The sequence below is a fragment of the Microbacterium sp. NPDC058342 genome, from assembly GCF_042723935.1.
GTDB lineage: Bacteria > Actinomycetota > Actinomycetes > Actinomycetales > Microbacteriaceae > Microbacterium.
Map to the genome: position 1 here is coordinate 383919 of NZ_JBHXID010000001.1, position 16810 is coordinate 400728.

Annotated in this window: 14 protein-coding genes; 12 read left to right on the top strand and 2 right to left on the bottom strand. The window is 71.4% G+C overall.

The annotated features are described in order from the left end of the window. Positions 1-17: 17 nt before the first annotated feature. Positions 18-932 (bottom strand): aldose 1-epimerase family protein, encoded by a 915-nt coding sequence (locus ACFWHT_RS01770; protein ID WP_378824897.1) that lies wholly within the window; start codon positions 930-932, stop codon positions 18-20. A 251-nt stretch (positions 933-1183) separates the two neighbouring features. On the opposite strand from ACFWHT_RS01770, the gene ACFWHT_RS01775 reads away from it, so the two are divergent. Next, positions 1184-3520 (top strand): DEAD/DEAH box helicase, encoded by a 2337-nt coding sequence (locus ACFWHT_RS01775; protein ID WP_378824898.1) that lies wholly within the window; start codon positions 1184-1186, stop codon positions 3518-3520. Between the two features lie 86 nt (positions 3521-3606). Beyond that, positions 3607-3792, top strand: a complete 186-nt coding sequence (locus ACFWHT_RS01780) for a hypothetical protein (protein ID WP_378824900.1) — start codon at positions 3607-3609, stop codon at positions 3790-3792. 45 nt (positions 3793-3837) lie between these two features. Here ACFWHT_RS01780 and ACFWHT_RS01785 read toward each other — a convergent pair whose 3' ends face one another. Then, positions 3838-4893, bottom strand: coding sequence for an Rv2578c family radical SAM protein (locus ACFWHT_RS01785; RefSeq protein ID WP_378824902.1), 1056 nt, complete (start codon positions 4891-4893; stop codon positions 3838-3840). Between the two features lie 160 nt (positions 4894-5053). Between ACFWHT_RS01785 and ACFWHT_RS01790 the strand changes: the two genes are divergently transcribed. The 10 genes from ACFWHT_RS01790 to ACFWHT_RS01835 all read left to right on the top strand — a co-directional run bounded on the left by ACFWHT_RS01790 (position 5054) and on the right by ACFWHT_RS01835 (position 16773). Beyond that, positions 5054-6106, top strand: a complete 1053-nt coding sequence (locus tag ACFWHT_RS01790; RefSeq protein WP_378824904.1) for a LacI family DNA-binding transcriptional regulator — start codon at positions 5054-5056, stop codon at positions 6104-6106. Then, positions 6103-7050 carry a carbohydrate ABC transporter permease gene (locus tag ACFWHT_RS01795; protein WP_378824907.1) on the top strand — a complete coding sequence of 316 codons (948 nt, stop codon included), beginning with the start codon at positions 6103-6105 and terminating at the stop codon, positions 7048-7050. Before ACFWHT_RS01790 ends, ACFWHT_RS01795 begins: the two co-directional genes overlap by 4 nt. Continuing rightward, positions 7047-7886 (top strand): carbohydrate ABC transporter permease, encoded by an 840-nt coding sequence (locus ACFWHT_RS01800; RefSeq protein ID WP_378824909.1) that lies wholly within the window; start codon positions 7047-7049, stop codon positions 7884-7886. The genes ACFWHT_RS01795 and ACFWHT_RS01800 overlap by 4 nt, the downstream gene beginning before the upstream one ends. Positions 7887-7959: 73 nt before the next feature. Next, the gene (locus ACFWHT_RS01805; protein ID WP_378824911.1) at positions 7960-9255 is read left to right on the top strand and encodes an ABC transporter substrate-binding protein; all 1296 of its coding nucleotides are present in this window, start codon (positions 7960-7962) and stop codon (positions 9253-9255) included. Between the two features lie 64 nt (positions 9256-9319). Beyond that, complete coding sequence (locus ACFWHT_RS01810) at positions 9320-10489, top strand: ADP-ribosylglycohydrolase family protein (protein ID WP_378824913.1); 1170 nt, start codon at positions 9320-9322, stop codon at positions 10487-10489. Then, the gene (locus ACFWHT_RS01815; RefSeq protein WP_378824915.1) at positions 10486-11850 is read left to right on the top strand and encodes an ADP-ribosylglycohydrolase family protein; all 1365 of its coding nucleotides are present in this window, start codon (positions 10486-10488) and stop codon (positions 11848-11850) included. The genes ACFWHT_RS01810 and ACFWHT_RS01815 overlap by 4 nt, the downstream gene beginning before the upstream one ends. Beyond that, positions 11847-12776 carry a ribokinase gene (locus ACFWHT_RS01820; protein ID WP_378824918.1) on the top strand — a complete coding sequence of 310 codons (930 nt, stop codon included), beginning with the start codon at positions 11847-11849 and terminating at the stop codon, positions 12774-12776. The genes ACFWHT_RS01815 and ACFWHT_RS01820 overlap by 4 nt, the downstream gene beginning before the upstream one ends. 3 nt (positions 12777-12779) lie before the next feature. Then, a complete protein-coding gene (locus ACFWHT_RS01825) occupies positions 12780-14735 on the top strand; it encodes an SUMF1/EgtB/PvdO family nonheme iron enzyme (RefSeq protein ID WP_378824919.1) in 1956 nt (651 codons plus the stop codon). Next, a complete protein-coding gene (locus tag ACFWHT_RS01830; RefSeq protein ID WP_378824921.1) occupies positions 14732-15922 on the top strand; it encodes a CaiB/BaiF CoA transferase family protein in 1191 nt (396 codons plus the stop codon). The genes ACFWHT_RS01825 and ACFWHT_RS01830 overlap by 4 nt, the downstream gene beginning before the upstream one ends. Beyond that, positions 15919-16773 carry an HpcH/HpaI aldolase/citrate lyase family protein gene (locus tag ACFWHT_RS01835; RefSeq protein WP_378824923.1) on the top strand — a complete coding sequence of 285 codons (855 nt, stop codon included), beginning with the start codon at positions 15919-15921 and terminating at the stop codon, positions 16771-16773. Before ACFWHT_RS01830 ends, ACFWHT_RS01835 begins: the two co-directional genes overlap by 4 nt. The last annotated feature ends 37 nt before the right edge of the window (positions 16774-16810 follow it).

Here is a 16810-nt window from a genome sequence, read left to right on the forward strand (position 1 = left end):
ACGCGAAACGCTCCGGGTCAGGAGAAGCGGATGCCCCACTCCAGCGTCCACGACTCGTCGCGGCCGAGGTGGCGCAGCCCGCGGCCCGAGTTGAACGCGTCGGCCGGTGCGGTCATCGGCTCGACCGCGACGACGAGGGACTGCCCGGGATAGCGGTCTGTGGTGAACGCCTGCACATAGCCGAAGCCCGCTCCCTGCTGCAGGGTGACGGCTCGGCCGTCCGGCGCGGTGAGCGTCGTGCGCACCATGCCGTCGGGGTCGCGGTGCAGGTTCGCGAAACCGGTGTCGAGCTGCACGTCGCCCAGGCGGCGGCCCTCGCGCAGGTCGGTGCCCGCGGCCACCGGCGACTCGCCGATCGGCAGCATCCGCTCGTCGGTCTCGAAGTAGGTCTCGGCGGGAACGCGCAGCACCAGCTCGCTCGGGTCGACGTCGCCGATCGTGACGAACGGGTGAGTTCCCAGGGCGACCGCCGCCGGCTCCGGCGACCGGTTGGTCAGGGTGTGCGTGACGTTGATGCCGGCATCCGTCAGCGCGTACCGCACGGTCGTCTCGACGAGGTACGGATACCCGGTCTGCGGGACGACGGCGGCCGAGAGCGCGACGGCGTCTTCGGTCTGCTCGACGATCTCGTACGCCGTGAAGCGCAGCAGCCCGTGACTGGCGTTGCGGAACTTCGGCTCGGTGATCGACAGCGAACGGGCGGTGCCGCCGTCCTGCCACACCCCGTCGCGGATGCGGTTCGGCCACGGTGCGAGCACGACTCCCGAGCACATCGGCGTCGGCTGGTCCCCGGGATACGGGGGCACGATGTCGACGCCGTCGACGGTCAGGTGCCGCAGCGACGCCCCGACCTGGGTGATCTGGGCGGTCACACCGGCACGGCGCAGGTGGATCTGGATTCCGGTGGGGGAGGGTGCTGCGACGGAGGACATGCCGCCATCGTACGACCAGGCCACCTTTCAGGATGGTCCGGTAGTGTGGTGGGGTCGGCTTCGGGCATCCGCGCACCTGCGGAGTTTTCGAGGGTGAAACTGCTCTCCTTGTGAGCCCAGGGGCCGATGGTTCATCAACCATCACATGAATGGCCCCGGCCGACGGATGCCCGGGTATGTCCGCCGTGCGCTGATCTCTGTGCGCACCAACGCGGACGCTGTTCTCGTGTCAGAGACAGTGAGGAAACACCATGCCCAAGAACGGCAAGCCCAAGGGCGGACGTCCGTCCCGCAACTTCGAGCCGCGCTACGCGAAGAAGACGTCGTTCCACGACCGTCACGCCGGCGGTCGCCCGTCCCGGGACGACGATCGGCGCACGGATGCCGGTGAGCGCCGCGCGTACTCGAGCGACGCACGCACGGCCGACCGCCGCCCCGGCAGCATCAGCCCCAAGCACCGCGGCTACCGCCCGGCCGAGGGCGGCGCGGCCGGACAGAAGCGCCGCTGGACCGACTCCGAGCGGGCGGGCCGCGACGAGGCCCGCGCCATCCGCAACCGCGCCGAGTCGGGTCGCCGGGAGAGCCCGCACCACCGCGGCGAGCGGGACGAGCGTCCGCGCCGTGACGACCGGCCGGGCGGCTTCCGCCGCGACGACCGTGGCGGCTTCGCCCGCGACGACCGTGGGTCGCGCGGCTACGAGCGCCGCGATGACCGTCCGCGTCGTGACGACCGGGCCGGCGGCTACAGCCGCGATGAGCGTCCCCGGTTCGATCGGGACGACCGTGGTGGCCGGGGCTTCAACCGCGACGACCGTGCGCGCAACGACCGCGGCGACCGCAGCGACCGCAGCGACCGCAGCGACCGCGGCGACCGCAGCGAACGCGGCGGATACGAGCGCCGTGAGCAGACCTCGCGGTTCGAGCGCGACGACCGCCGTCCGTTCCAGCGCGACGACCGCACCCGCCGCGACGACCGCCCGCAGCGGGAGGACCGTCCTCGCCGTGATGACCGCGGTGGTGCGCAGCGCAGCTACGAGCGCAGCGAGCGTCCCCGCTTCGAGCGTGACGACCGCGGCCCGCGTGGCGCCGAGCGCCGCAGCGAGCGGCCGGCGCGGGACGACCGCCCGCGGTTCGAGCGCACGGAGCGCCCGCGGTTCGAGCGCACGGAGCGCCCCCGCTTCGACGACCGTCCGCGGTTCGATCGTGGCGACCGCCCCGAGCGACCCCGTCGGGATCAGGCCGAGCGCCCCGCCCGTCCCCGCCGCGAGGACCGACCCAGCCGCAGTGACTGGAACCGCACCCCGGCCGCCCCGCACCAGGTCGACGACGTCGTGCACGAGCGCCTCGAGGCTCAGGCCGTGCAGGCCGGCGAGGTCGCGGACATCACCTTCGGCGATCTCGGCCTCGGCTCGAACATCGTCGAGATCCTGAGGAACCTCGGCGCCGAGACGCCGTTCCCCATCCAGGCGGCGACCATTCCGAGCATCCTCGAGGGACGCGACGTGCTGGGCCGCGGACGCACGGGCTCGGGCAAGACGATCGCCTTCGGCGCCCCGCTGGTCGAGAGCATCCTGCTGTCGCAGAAGGGCAGGCGCCGTGAGATCGGCCGCAAGCCGCGGGCGATCATCCTCGCCCCGACTCGTGAGCTCGCGCTGCAGATCGACCGCACTGTGCAGCCGATCGCCCGCAGCGTCGGGCTGTTCACCACGCAGATCTACGGCGGCGTGCCGCAGGCGCGTCAGGTCGGTGCGCTGAAGAAGGGTGTGGACATCGTGATCGGCACCCCCGGCCGGGTCGAGGACCTCATGGAGCAGCGCAAGCTCGACCTCTCCGAGGTGCGGGTCGCCGTGCTCGACGAGGCGGATCACATGACCGAGCTCGGCTTCGTCGAGCCCGTGCAGCGGATCCTGCGTGCCACGGGAACGGCGCTCGATGACCGCGAGTCCAGCCAGAAGCTGCTGTTCTCCGCCACGCTCGACCGCGAGGTCGCGTCGCTCGTCGAGGAGTTCCTCGTCGAGCCCGCCGTCTACGAAGTCGCCGGCGAGGACCAGCAGTCGAGCACCATCGAGCACCGCGTGCTGGTCATCGAGCACCGCGACAAGGCCGAGGTGCTCACCTCGCTCGTGGACCGCGACGGCCAGACCCTGGTCTTCGCCCGCACGCGTGCCTACGCGGAGATGCTCGCGGAGCAGTTCGAGGACGCCGGCATCGCGGCGGTGTCGCTGCACGGCGACCTGAACCAGGCCAAGCGCACCCGCAACCTGCAGAAGCTGACCGCCGGCAAGGTGCAGGTGCTCGTCGCCACGGATGTCGCCGCGCGTGGCATCCACGTCGACGACATCGACCTGGTCGTTCAGGCCGACGCGCCCGACGAATACAAGACGTACCTGCACCGTTCGGGTCGCACCGGCCGTGCGGGGCGCTCGGGCCGTGTCGTCACGCTGATCACCCGTCAGCGTCGCCGCCGCATGGAGGATCTGCTGGACCGCGCCGAGATCGAGGCGCCCTTCGAGAGCGCGCAGCCGGGCGACGACGTGATCGAGGAGATCTCCGGTCGCGTCCCGACCGCGGCGGAGCTCACCGCCTGATCACGCCGCTCCCGAAGCCGTCGTCCCGCACCCGAAACGGTGCGTGGCGGCGGCTTCTCGCGTGCATGCGCGCATAGGGTGTCCTGATGGACTGGCAGCAAGCGGCTTCGGTGGGCAGCGCGGCATGGACCTCGGTGGCTCTGCTCGCGAGTGCGTTGGCGGGTATGCAGGGGCGAGGCAAGCTGTGGTGGTTCTTCATCACGATGCTCTGCGGCCCGCTGGCCCTCTTCTTCCTGGCGATCTGGACGAAGCCGCTGAAGGAGCGCGACTGATCGTCGTCTCGACGTGGCAGCCTCGAAAGGCTCGGCGTGCCCGGCTCAGAAGAGCATCTCCGGCTGCGAGGCCGGGGGAGCGGATGCCGGAGCCGGCCGCATGCGGGCACGCATGATCCCCCGCATCCGATCGTGGTCCTCCTCCGACTGCGTGTGCAGGCCGTGGGCGCGGATCAGCGGTCGCATCCGCTTGGCCAGCCACTGACGGTAGCCCTTCGGGGCCTCGGCCGCCGCCCCCGGGTACAGCCCGCGGTAGGAGGCGACCAGGTCGGGGCGCTCGCGCTGCAGCCATTCGAAGAACCAGGGCTTCACGCCGGCGCGCAGGTGCAGCGCACCGTACACGGCGTGGTCGGCGCCGGCATCCGCGATCCGCGACAGCGCCTGGTCGATCGCTCCGACCGAGTCGGTGATGTGCGGCAGGACGGGCATCAGGAAGATCCCGACCCGGAATCCGGCGTCCGTCAGGGCGCGCACGGTGTCGAGCCGGGCCTGCGTGGTCGGCGTGCCCGGTTCGATGGAATGCTGCAGCGCGTCGTCGTACATCGCGATGGACATCTGGATGTCGATCGGCACGCGCTTCGCAGCCTCCCTCAGCAGGGGGATGTCGCGGCGGACCAGCGTGCCCTTGGTGAGGATCGACATCGGCGTGCCGGATTCCGCCAGCGCCTGGATGATCCCCGGCATCAGCCGATACCTCCCCTCGGCCCGCTGATACGGGTCGGTGTTCGTGCCCAGCGCGACGGTCTCCTGCTGCCAGGAGCCGCGGCGCAGCTCGCGCCGGAGCACGTCGACGATGTTCGTCTTCACGACGATCTGAGAATCGAAGTCGTGCCCCGCATCCAGATCGAGATACTGGTGCGTTCCGCGAGCGAAGCAGTAGACGCATGCATGACTGCATCCGCGGTAGGGGTTGATCGTCCAGTTGAACGGCATCCGCGACGGTCCGGGTACCTCGTTCAGTGCCGACTTGGCCAGCACCTCGTGGAACGTCATGCCGGAGAACTCCGGCGTGGTGACGGACTGCACGATGCCGTTGCGGTTCTCCAGGCCGGGCAGCGCGTCAGGATCCGCATCGTCGATCGTCTGTCCTTGCCACCGCATCTCGATATTAGAACATAACAACGAAGTGACATCAAGGCATCGACGGCGTGGTGCGTACATATCAGCGGCTCACGCAACTGCCTCTTGACAATCGGACCTGGGCAGTGAGAACGTTTCCAGTAACGTTGGAAACGTTTCCAGAGCGCAGCACGGGAGCCCCATGGTCAAGGTCACCATCACGCAGGTCGCCGCGCGCGCCGGCGTCTCGATCGCGTCGGCCTCCCGAGCCCTCAACGGCGGCACCGCGAGCGTGGAGACCATCGCCAAGGTGCGTCAGGCGGCCGCCGATCTCGGTTACGTCGCCGATGCCACCGCCCAGTCGCTCAAGCGTGGGCGCACCTTCCAGCTCGCGTACGCCGTGGCCGACATCGGCAACCCCGTCTACGTGGAGATGATGACGTCGATCCAGGAGGTGATCGCCGCATCGGGCTACCGGCTGCTCCTCTCCTCGACCGGCAGCTCGTCCTCGTCGGTCGACGTGGTGCGCGACCTGAGCCGCGGGTACGTCGACGGGTTGATCATCTCGCCGCTGCGCGTGACCGAGGAGCTTCTCGCCGCCCTCGCCGCCGCTCCGCTGCCCGTCGTCGTGCTCGGCCGCGTGCCGGATGACGCAGGCTTCGACACCGTGCGCGCCGACTCGCTCACCGCCATGCGCCAGGTCGTCGACCACCTCGTGGAGCAGTCTCACCGCGACCTCGCGTTCATCAACGGACCGATCGACACGACACCGGGCGCGTTCCGTCGCGAGGGCTTCGCCGGCGCGCTCGCCGCACATCCGGGCGTGCACGCGCAGAGCGTCTCCGCCGCGGACTTCACCATCGCGGCCGGCTACGACGCCGCCCTGCCGCTGCTGCGGGCTGCCGACCGACCGCAGGCCATCATCGCCGCCAACGACCTCATCGGCATCGGCGCGCTGCGCGCCGCGGAGGACCTCGGGCTCTCCGTGCCGGAGGATCTGGCCGTGACCGGTATCGACGACACCCCGCTCGCCTCCGTCGTCCGGCCCGGGCTCACCAGCGTCGACATGGGGGCAGCCGACCGCGGTCGCGTCGCGGCCGAGCTGCTGCTCGCGCGGATCGCCGATCCGCAGCGCGCCGTGCACACCGTCGCGATCGCTCCCCAGCTCGTCGTCCGCGGGTCGACGCTGCGCTCGGCGACGTCGCCGGACGAAGGGGAGATCGTCGCGATCGACGAGGAGAGGGTCGCCGGATGAGCACCGCAACCGACAGGAAGCAGACGGCGCGCACGAACCCGAAGGTGCGGCAGATCGGCGCCCGCACCCGGGCGCAGCGCAAAGAGGCGATCGCGCTCGTCATCCCCGCGCTGCTGCCGATCATCGTCTTCTCGGTGATCCCGCTCGTGAGCGGCGTCGCCATCGGCTTCACCGACGCGACGCTCAAGCGCAACGCCGAGATCCGTTTCAACGGTCTCGAGAACTACATCGACCTCGCCGGGAATCAGCGCTTCTGGGGGTCGTTCGGCATCGGGCTCGTCTGGTCCGCCTCGGTCGCCCTGCTGACGCTGATCTGCGCCATGTGCCTCGCGCTGCTGCTCAACAGCAACCTGCGTCTCAAGGGCCTCACGCGCGTGCTGGCGCTGATCCCCTGGGCCATGCCCCCCGTGGTCATCGCGATCGTGTGGCGCATGATCTACAACCCGAACTCGGGTCCGCTCAACGGGGTGCTGGAGTGGTTCGGGCTGCCCGGCGTCAACTGGCTCGGCGACTTCTCCACGGCGCTGCCCGCCGTGATCGTCGTCGGAGTCTGGTCCGGCATCCCGCAGACGACCGTTCTGCTGCTGGCCGGGATGCAGTCGATCTCGGCCGAGCAGCACGAGGCGGCGGCCGTGGACGGTGCGGGTGTCTTCCGGCGCTTCTGGCACGTCACCCTGCCGGCGCTGCGCCCCGTCATCATCGCCGTCACCTCCCTCGACTTCATCTGGCAGTTCAACTCCTTCGGACTGATCTACGTGCTCACCGAGGGCGGCCCGGGCGGGCAGACCATGATCCCGCCGCTGTTCACCTACCTCGAGGCGTTCCGCAACCGCGAGATCGGCGCCGCCTCGGCGATGGGCAACGTGCTCGTCGTCGCGATCCTGATCATCCTCTCGCTCTACCTCATCAATCAGTTCCGGCAGAACAAGGGGGCCCGCGCGTGAACGCCAAGCGTCCCTGGTACGCCACCGTCCTGATGTACGCCGCCCTGGCGTTCTTCCTCGCCTTCCTCGGCTTTCCGCTGGTGTGGCTGGTGTCGGCGTCCTTCAAGTCGTCGCAGGAGCTGAACTCCCTCGCAGTCAACCTGATCCCCGCGGAATGGGACTTCTCCAACTACGCCTCGGCCCTGGAGCGGCAGAACCTCATCCCCGCGGCCGGCAACTCCCTGCTGGTGTCGGTGGTGACGATGATCATCACCGTGCTGCTGTCGATGCCGATGGCGTACGCACTGGCGCGCCTGCGCGGCAGGCTCCGGGCCGCGGGCACCGTGTGGATCCTCACCAGCCAGGTGTTCCCCAGCATCCTGATCATCATCCCGCTGTTCCTGGTGCTGCGGACGATCAACCTCAACGACACCCTGTTCGGGCTGATCCTCGTCTACGTCACCTTCACCATGCCGTTCACGCTGTGGATGCTGCAGGGCTACGTCGCCGCGATCCCACCGGAGCTCGAAGAGGCGGCCGAGATGGACGGGGCCAACCGGCTCACGATCCTGCGCCGGATCGTGCTGCCGCTGCTCGCACCGGGGCTGGTCGCCACGGCGATGTTCACCTTCGTGTCGGCGTGGAACGAGTTCTTCCTCGCCCTCGTGCTGCTGCAGAGCCCGGAGCTGTACACGCTGCCGATCGCGCTGCGCTCCTTCCTGGGCGCCGAGGGGCAGACGCAGCTCGGCCCGCTCGCGGCCGGAGCGGTGCTCGCCACCATCCCCTCCCTGATCATCTTCAGCGTCCTGCAGAAGAAGCTCACCGGCGGCATGCTCGCCGGTGCCGTCAAGGGCTGAACCGCCGCCCCCGCACACCCGCCCCCGCACACCCGTCCACGCACCGACAGATCCACCGAGAAAGGCGATCATCATGAAGAGAATCCGAGGCATCGGCGCCATCGCATTCGCCGGCGTCGCAGCCCTGGCGCTGACGTCCTGCACGCAGGGAAGCGCCACGCAGAACAGCGGAGAAGGCGAGGACGGGGCGGTCACGCTCCAGTTCCAGTCCCTCTCCGACCAGCCCGCCACCCAGGCCGCGATCAAGAAGATCGTCGACGCCTGGAACGGCGACAACCCCGACATCCAGGTCGAGATCGTCCAGGCCGGATGGGACGGCACCTACGACAAGCTGATCACCCAGTTCACGGGTGGGACGGCCCCGGACATCATCCACTTCGAGGCGAGCTCGATCGTCTCGTTCGCCGCCGACGGCTACCTCGCCGACCTGAGCGAGTACATCGATCCCGAGCTGAAGTCCGACATCTCCGAGGGCATCTGGGACTCGGTGACCGTCGGCGACGAGATCATCGCGTACCCGTCGACACTGCAGTCGTACATGGCCTTCGCCAACGCCGATCTGCTCAAGGAGGCCGGCGTCGAGGTCCCCACCGGCGACACCATGAGCTGGGACGAGCTGGCCGAGATCGCCAAGGCCACGACCACCACCGACCACAAGGGGCTCGGCTGGGGTCTGGCCTCGCCCACGGCGACGATGATGAGCCTGTCGCTGGGCTTCGACGGCGGCTTCTTCGACGGCGAGGGCGAGGAGGCCACGATCGAGGTCGGCGACGACGAGCTCGCCGTGCCCGAGCGCATCCACGACATGGCCTACGCAGACAAGTCGCTCGATCTGACCTCGCTGACGCAGTCGGGCTCGGACGTCCTCGCATCGTTCTACGGCGGCAAGATCGCGATGACCGTGCAGGGTTCGTTCCAGGCGACGAACATCGCCAAGGACGCCCCGGAGGGCCTCGACTGGGTCGCACTCCCGCCGCTGGAGGGCTCCGCGGGTGCGGTGCAGGCCGCCAATCCGCAGACCTACTCGGTGAACATCGACTCCGAGCACGTCGAGGAGTCCACCGAGTTCCTGAACTACTTCCTCGGTGCCGACAACCTCGCCGAGATCGCCTACGCCGACGCTCTCATCCCGTCGTCGGGCGAGGCGCGCGCCGCGGTCGAGAAGCTCGCCGCTGACAACCCCGCGTGGACGCAGGTGCTCGCCTCCGGCGAGGGCCTCGAGGGCCCGCCGTTCCTGAAGGTGGACAAGTACACCGAATGGAAGGACACCATCGCGACCCCGGCGTACCAGCAGTACCTGGCGGACAAGATCGACAAGGAGCAGCTGGCGAAGCAGCTCTCCGACGGCTGGGCCGACATCGCCGGTTGAGACATGAGGGGGCGGGCCGGGTGCCCGCCCCCTCCGACGGATGACACACGAAACGAGGAGTGGAATGGACGTGCTGCAGAGCCGGGTGGCCGGAGTGCTTGCGGGGGCCGCGGTGGGCGATGCGCTCGGAGGGGCGACCGAGGGCTGGACCCCTGAGCAGATCGAGGAGCGCCACGGCGGCCGGGTCGAGGGGATCGTCGGTCCCTTCCTCGCCGACTGGCGCACGGCCCGGCCGATCGCTCCGTACCACAAGGGCGACGGACACGTGACCGACGACACCCTCATGACGCATGCGCTCATCGAGGTGTACGTGAAGCGCCGTCGCCACCTCGACGCGTTCGACGTGGCGGGTGACCTGGTTCCGCTGATGATCGGCGAGCGCCGCTGGATCCCCGAGCTCGAGGACGAGGCGCTCATCCTGCAGCGCGTCTTCCTGGCAGAGAAGTGGATCGTCGCGAAGCTGCACTACGGGCACGCGGATCCGCGCGAGGCGGGGGTCGGCAACGTCGTGAACTGCGGCGCGACCATGTACATGGCACCGGTGGGCCTCGTGCACATCGGCGATCCCCGCGGGGCGTACGCCGAGGCCATCGACCTGGCGGGCGCCCACCAGTCCTCCTACGGACGCGAGGCGGCCGGTGTCTTCGCGGCCGCCGTCGCCGCCGCGGCGGCTCCCGGGGCGACCGTCGCCGATGTACGCGCCGCGGTCGGCGAGGTCGCGCACGACGGCACCGCCGCCGCGATCGCCGCCGTGTTCGACGCCGTCGACGCCTTCCGCGCCGCGGGCGGGTCGGAGGACCCGCGCGAGCTGGGCCGGGTCATCCGCGCCGCCGTCGCACCGTACGACACCGTGGGCGACCAGTACCGCGCGCCCGCGATGGATGCGCGCCTGCCCTCGCGCACGAAGTCGATCGAGGAGCTTCCCGTCGCGCTCGGGTTCGTGCTCGCGCACGACGGAGACGCCCGCGCATCCGTCCTCGACGCCGTGAACTACGGCCGCGACTCGGACTCGATCGCGACGATGGCCGGCGCCATCTGCGGCGGACTCGGCGGGATCGACGTCATCCCCGCCGAGTGGGTGCAGGAGGTCACCACCGCCAGCCGTCTCGATCTCGACGGCGTCGTGACCGCGATGACCGAGGTGGTCCGTGACATCGCCGGTGAGGATGCCCGGCGCGCCGCCCGCCGTGCGGACGCCCTCCACACGCTGCTCGGCCGGGAGGCGGCGGCGTGAGACTGACCTGGGCCCAGCCCGAGGACCTCGTGCCCGCCGAGCTCGCGGCGCTCCGCGAGCAGGGCGCACCCGAGCCCGCCCTCGCCGCCGTGGAGCAGCGCTGGGCGGACGCGGGTGGTTCCACGGCTCTGGCGCCGTCCGGCGCGAGTGCGACGCCGGCGAGCCCCGAACTGCGCGCGCTGGCCAGGGAGCTGCTCGCCGAGCTGCAGCTCCAGCAGCAGCCGAGCAGCGCGGAGCCCGACGACTGGGCCGAGATCGAGGCGCTCCTCCCCGAGCCGCCGACGTTCTCCGCACGCGCGACGTTCGACCGCGTGCACGGCGCCTGGGCGGGGCGGGCCGCGGGCTGCCTTCTCGGCAAGCCCGTGGAGAAGATCCCGCGTGAGGGCATCGAGCGCATCGCCCGCGCGACCGGGAACTGGCCCATCCGCACGTACTTCACGGCGCGCGGCCTGCCGGCGGAGATCGCGCAGCGCTGGCCGTGGAATCGGCGGTCGGCGCCGACGTCGCTGGTCGAGAACATCGACGGGATGCCCGAGGACGACGACCTCAACTTCCCGATCCTGGCGCTGGACCTGCTCGAGCAGCACGGCGCCGACCTCACCACGGACGACGTCGCGCAGGCGTGGCTCGCCTCTCTCCCCGCCGGCCGCGTGTTCACGGCCGAGCGGGCGGCGTACCGCAACATCCTCGACGCCCGGCCGGTGCCGGAGACCGCCACCCACCTCAACCCGTTCCGGGAGTGGATCGGCGCTCTCATCCGCGCCGACGTGCACGGCTGGGCCCACCCCGGCGACGTGCGCGCGGCTGCGCGGTCGGCGTGGATCGACGCGCGTCTCAGCCACACCCGCAACGGCGTCTACGGCGAGATCTGGGTCGCTGCGCTGTGCGCGGCCTCTCTCGTCGCGGCGACGCCGGACGAGGTGCTCGACGCGGCAGACGCGGTCGTGCCCCCGGCATCCCGTCTCGCCGCCGCCGTGCGCCTCGGCCGTGCCACCGGACGCGAGCTGGCCGCCGGGCGCCTCACGACGGCCGCGGCGCTCGACGCGCTGCACGCCGAGTTCGCCGGCATGCACTGGGTGCACACGCTGAACAACGCCGCCCTCATCGCCTGTGCCCTGCAGGCGCACGGCGACGACTTCGGCTCGGCGATCGCGCTCGCGGTCGCCGGGGGCTGGGACACCGACTCCGCCGGCGCGACCGTCGGATCCGTCGTGGGCGGTCTGATCGGCGCGGATGCGATCGACCCCGCCTGGACCGATCCGCTGCGCGACAGCATCGCGACGTCGATGCCCGGCGGCGCAGAGCGTTCGATCCGCGGGCTGGCCGAGCGCACCCTCCGGCTCTCGGGGGCGCCGGCATGACCGTCGTCATCGTCGGCAGCGTGAACCAGGACGTGGTCGCCAGGGTCGATCGCATCCCCGGCCCCGGCGAGACCGTGCTGGGAACATCGCTCACGCGCTCCGGCGGTGGGAAGGGCGCGAACCAGGCGGTCGCTGCGCGCCGCGCGGGCGGTGCGGAGGTCGCCTTCGTCGGGGCGGTGGGCACGGATGCCGACGGCGCGGTGCTGCGCGCTGCGCTGGAGGGCGACGGCATCGACGTGTCCGGTCTGGCCGAGGTGGACGGGCCGAGCGGGACCGCCCTGATCGCCGTGGACGACGACGCCGAGAACACGATCGTCGTGGTGCCGGGAGCCAATGCCGCGCTGCCTCGCCTCGCCGAGGCTCAGCGCACGGTCGTCGCCCGATCGCTCGTGCTGCTGACCCAGCTCGAGGTGCCGATCTCGCTGGTGGAGGATGCCGCGGCGCTCCGGCCCACCGGCAGCTGGCACGTGCTCAACGCCGCGCCGTCGAGTCCGTTCGTCTCCGCAGCCGAGCGGCTGCTCCCGGGCATCGACGTGCTCATCGTCAACGAGCACGAGGCGCGGGAGATCGCCGGGGCCGACGATCTGGAGTCGGCGGTGACCGTGCTCTCGGCCCGCGTGCGTGCGCTCGTGGTCACGCTCGGCGAGCGCGGGTCGCTCGTCGTCGTCGGCGGCGAGCGCGTTCACGTGCCCGCGTTCGCGGCCCGCGCGGTCGACACGACCGGTGCCGGCGACACCTTCTGCGGCGTCTTCGCCGCGCGCCTGGCGGCATCCGGTCGCCTGCCTGCGGATGCTGATGCCGCCCTGCTGGCAGACGCCGCGCGCTGGGGCGCCGCCGCGTCGGCCATCTCCGTGACCCGACCCGGCGCACAGGACGCCGTCCCCCAGGCCGCCGAGGTCGCGCGCCTGCGTGAAGAGAGCGAGTAAGACGTGAGCAGCGGATTCGATCCCCTCCGACCGCGAGAGCTGGACCGCCCGACACCCGTGCCGCTGCGAGCGGACGGCGAACTCGTCGACGTGACCTCCGGCGAGGCCGCCCTGACGATGGACGACGGCAAGATCTTCGTCGCCCCGTCCGACCCCGCAGAGCTCGAAGACTGGCGCACGCAGCTGGCCGCGTGGCGCGACGGCGCCCGCGCACGGCACGGCGTGCCGACCCGCTACGACGACCCGGAGTCCGCCTGGGCGAGCAGCTGCTTCACGGTCGCGCAGGTGTGGCTGTGGGACGAGCTGTTCTTCGACTTCGATGCTCAGCGCTTCACGCCGGAGCGCTTCGTGGCCGATGCCCGCACGCGCTTCGGCGGCCTGGACGGCATCGTGCTCTGGCACGCCTACCCGGTGATCGGCATCGACGACCGCAACCAGTGGGACTTCTACGACGTGCCCGGTCTCGTCGAGGCCGCGGCCGTTCTGCACGAGCTGGGCGTCGCCGTCTTCGTCGACTACAACCCCTGGGACACCGGCACGCGCCGGTCCGGGGACGACGCCGCCGAGCTGGCCGCCACCGTGCGGCGCCTCGGCGCCGACGGCATCTTCCTCGACACGCTCAAGAAGGCCGATCCCGAGATGGTGGCGGTGCTGGATGCCGCCCGCCCCGGCATCGGCCTGGAGGGGGAGTCGAAGCTCGCGACCGAGCGCATCGCCGATCACACCCTCTCCTGGGCGCAGTGGTTCGCCGACTCGGAGGTTCCCGGTGTGCTGCGGGCGCACTGGTTCGAGCGCCGCCACATGCAGCATCACATCAGACGCTGGCACCGTGACCACGCGGAGGAACTGCGCTCGGCCTGGCTGAACGGTGTCGGGATGATGGTCTGGGAGGTCGTGTTCGGCGTCTGGGTGGGCTGGAACGAGCGCGATTCCGCGACCCTGCGCCGCATACTCCCCGTGCAGCGCGGTCTGCACCGCTGGCTCGTCGAGGGCGAGTGGACGCCGCTGGCCGTGCACAGCGCGCCGGTGTTCGGCTCGACCTTCGCATGCGACGGGTCGACGCTGCTGCTGCTGGCCAACACCTCGGACGCCGACGTCGTGCACCGGCTGGAGGGGGACGGCTGGCATCCGATCCACGCGGGCGATACCGCGCAGGAGATCCTCGTCCCCGCGCGCGGCATCGCGGCGGCGCTCCGCAGCAGCGGGGCCGCCCCCTCGGAGCTCTCGGACGTGCGGGCCGCGCTGGCCGGGGAGGCGCCCGTCGCCGACGCGTCCTTCCCGCATCGACGCGCGCGCAGGCTCGCCCCCGCCCCCGCGCGGATGCGGCTCGCGCCGGACGACATCCGCACCCGCCTCAGCGGCCGCACGGTGACCGTCCCGGCGGGCGAGCACGTGCTGACCGTGCGGCACCGAGCACGCGAGACGGGCATGTACGACGGAGCCCCCTATGTGGACGAGTGGAAGCCGCTGCCCCCGCGCCTGCACGACCAGCGCACGCTGGAGCGCGTGGCCGAGCTGAGCCACCCCGTGCGCGTGGCGAGCATCGAGGTCAGCGAAGCCGAGTACGCGCTCTTCCTCGACGCGATCGGCGAGCAGGCGGCATCGCGTGATCCCGACAGGCCGGCCACCGGCGTGACCTTCGCGCGCGCTCGCGAGTACGCCTCGTGGGCGGGAGGCCGCCTTCCGAGCGAGGACGAGTGGCAGCTCGCCGCGGCTCTTCCCGGCTTCGAGCGGCGCGCCCCCGAGGTGTGGAACTGGACCGAGTCGGAGCACTCCGACGGTCGCACCCGCTTCGTGATGCTCAAGGGCGGCAGCGCGCATGAGAGCGTCGGCTCGGACTGGTACGTCGACGGCGGCGTGCGCGAGCCGGAGTTCGCGCTGAAGTTCCTGCTGCCGGGGCTCGGGCAGGACGCATCGCCGTCCATCGGCTTCCGGGTCTGCTGGGAGGAGACGGCATGACGACGCCGCTGAACGGACTTCGGGTCGTGGACGCCTCCACGCTGTTCGCGGGCCCGATGGCCGCCATGCATCTCGGCGACATGGGAGCCGAGGTGATCAAGGTCGAGCATCCGACCCGCCCCGATCCCGCCCGCGGTCACGGCCCGAGCAGGGACGGGCAGAACCTCTGGTGGAAGACGCTCGGCCGCAACAAGCGCACGGTCGCGATCGACCTGCACACCGACGGGGGGCGCGAGGCGTTCCTGCGCCTGGCGCGCACCGCCGACGTGGTGATCGAGAACTTCCGCCCCGGCACGCTCGAGCGCTGGGGGCTGGGCTATGAGCAGCTCTCGGCGCAGAATCCCGGTCTCGTGCTCGCGCGCGTGACCGGTTTCGGGCAGATCGGCCCGTACCGCAGCCGTCCCGGCTTCGGCACGCTGGCCGAGGCCATGAGCGGGTTCGCGGCATCCACCGGGGAACCCGACGGCCCTCCCACGCTGCCGCCGTTCGGGCTGGCCGACGGCATCGCCTCGCTCGCCACCGCCTACGCCGTCATGGTCGCCCTGCACGCGCGCAGCGCGTCGGGCCGGGGCCAGGTCGTCGACGTCGCGATCATCGAGCCGATCCTGGCGATGCTCGGTCCGCAGATCACCCGGTGGGATCAGCTGCAGACCGCTCAGCCGCGGATGGGCAACCGCTCGACGAACAACTCTCCGCGCAACGCCTACCGCGCCGCCGACGGGTCGTGGGTGGCGGTGTCGGCGAGCGCGCTGTCGATCGCAGAACGGGTGGTCACGCTGGTCGGGCGCGCGGATCTGGCCGATGAGCCCTGGTTCGCCACCGGCGCGACGCGGGCGGAGCACGCCGACGAGATCGACGAGGCCGTCGGCGCCTGGATCGCACGGCACTCGCGCGACGAGGTGATCGCAGCGTTCGAAGAGGCGCAGGCCGCCGTCGCGCCCGTGTACGAGCCCGGCGACATCGTCGCGGATCCGCAGTTCAACGCCCTCGGCACGATCCACCGCATCCACGATGAGGATCTGGGTGAGATCGCCATGCAGGGGCCGCTGTTCCGGCTCTCGCGCGACGACTCGAGCATCGCGTTCACCGGCCGGGCGCACGGCGCCGACACCGACGCCGTGCTGACCGAGCTCGGGTTCGACGACGACGCGATCGCACGTCTGCGCACGGAAGGATCGGTGGCATGACGGACCGTCCCGTCCTCGTCGCCCTCTACGCCCCGGCGGATCGGCCGCAGCGCTTCGGCAGCGCATTGGACGCGGGTGCCGACGCCGTGGTCCTCGACCTCGAGGATGCCGTGACGGCCACCCGCAAGGACGAGGCCAGGGCGACGCTGTCCGCGTTCGCCGAGCAGTGGAGCGCCCGCGACGCCGAAGCGCGACCCGCCGTTCAGGTGCGCGTGAACGCGCCGGGATCCCGCTGGCACGACGCCGACATCGCCGCCGTGCTGGAGCTGCCGGACGAGTTCGGCATCCGGCTGCCGAAGACGCAGTCGGCCGAGCAGGTGCGCACCGTGCGGGCGGCGGCGCCGGGACGCGGCGTGCACGCACTGCTCGAGAGCGCGCTGGCCGTCGAGCGGGCGTTCGAGATCGCCGGTTCCGGAGTGGCCTCGATCGCCGCCGGCGAGGCCGATCTCCGGTCGGAGCTGGGCGTCCCCGCAGGCCCGATCGGAGAACCGGGGCTCGCGTACTCGCGCGCACGGCTCGTGAACGCCGCCGCCGCGGCAGGGCTGCCGGCACCGCTCATGGCCGTCTGGGCCGACGTCGCCGACCTGGACGGGCTGGAGCGGAGCTGCCGGACGGGCAAGACGCTCGGATACGCCGGACGCACCGCGATCCATCCCCGGCAGATCCCGGTCATCCGCAGCGTCTTCACACCAGCGCCGGCGGAGGTCGATCGTGCGCGGCACATCCTGGACCGGGTCGCGTCGGCCGCGGCCGACGGCACGGGCGCGTTCGTGCTCGAGGACGGAACCTTCGTCGACGTCGCCATGGTGCGCGCCGCGGAGCGGATCGTCGCCGCGGCGCCCCGCGCCTGAGACACTGCCCGCGCCTGAGACGCTGCCCGCACCCGTG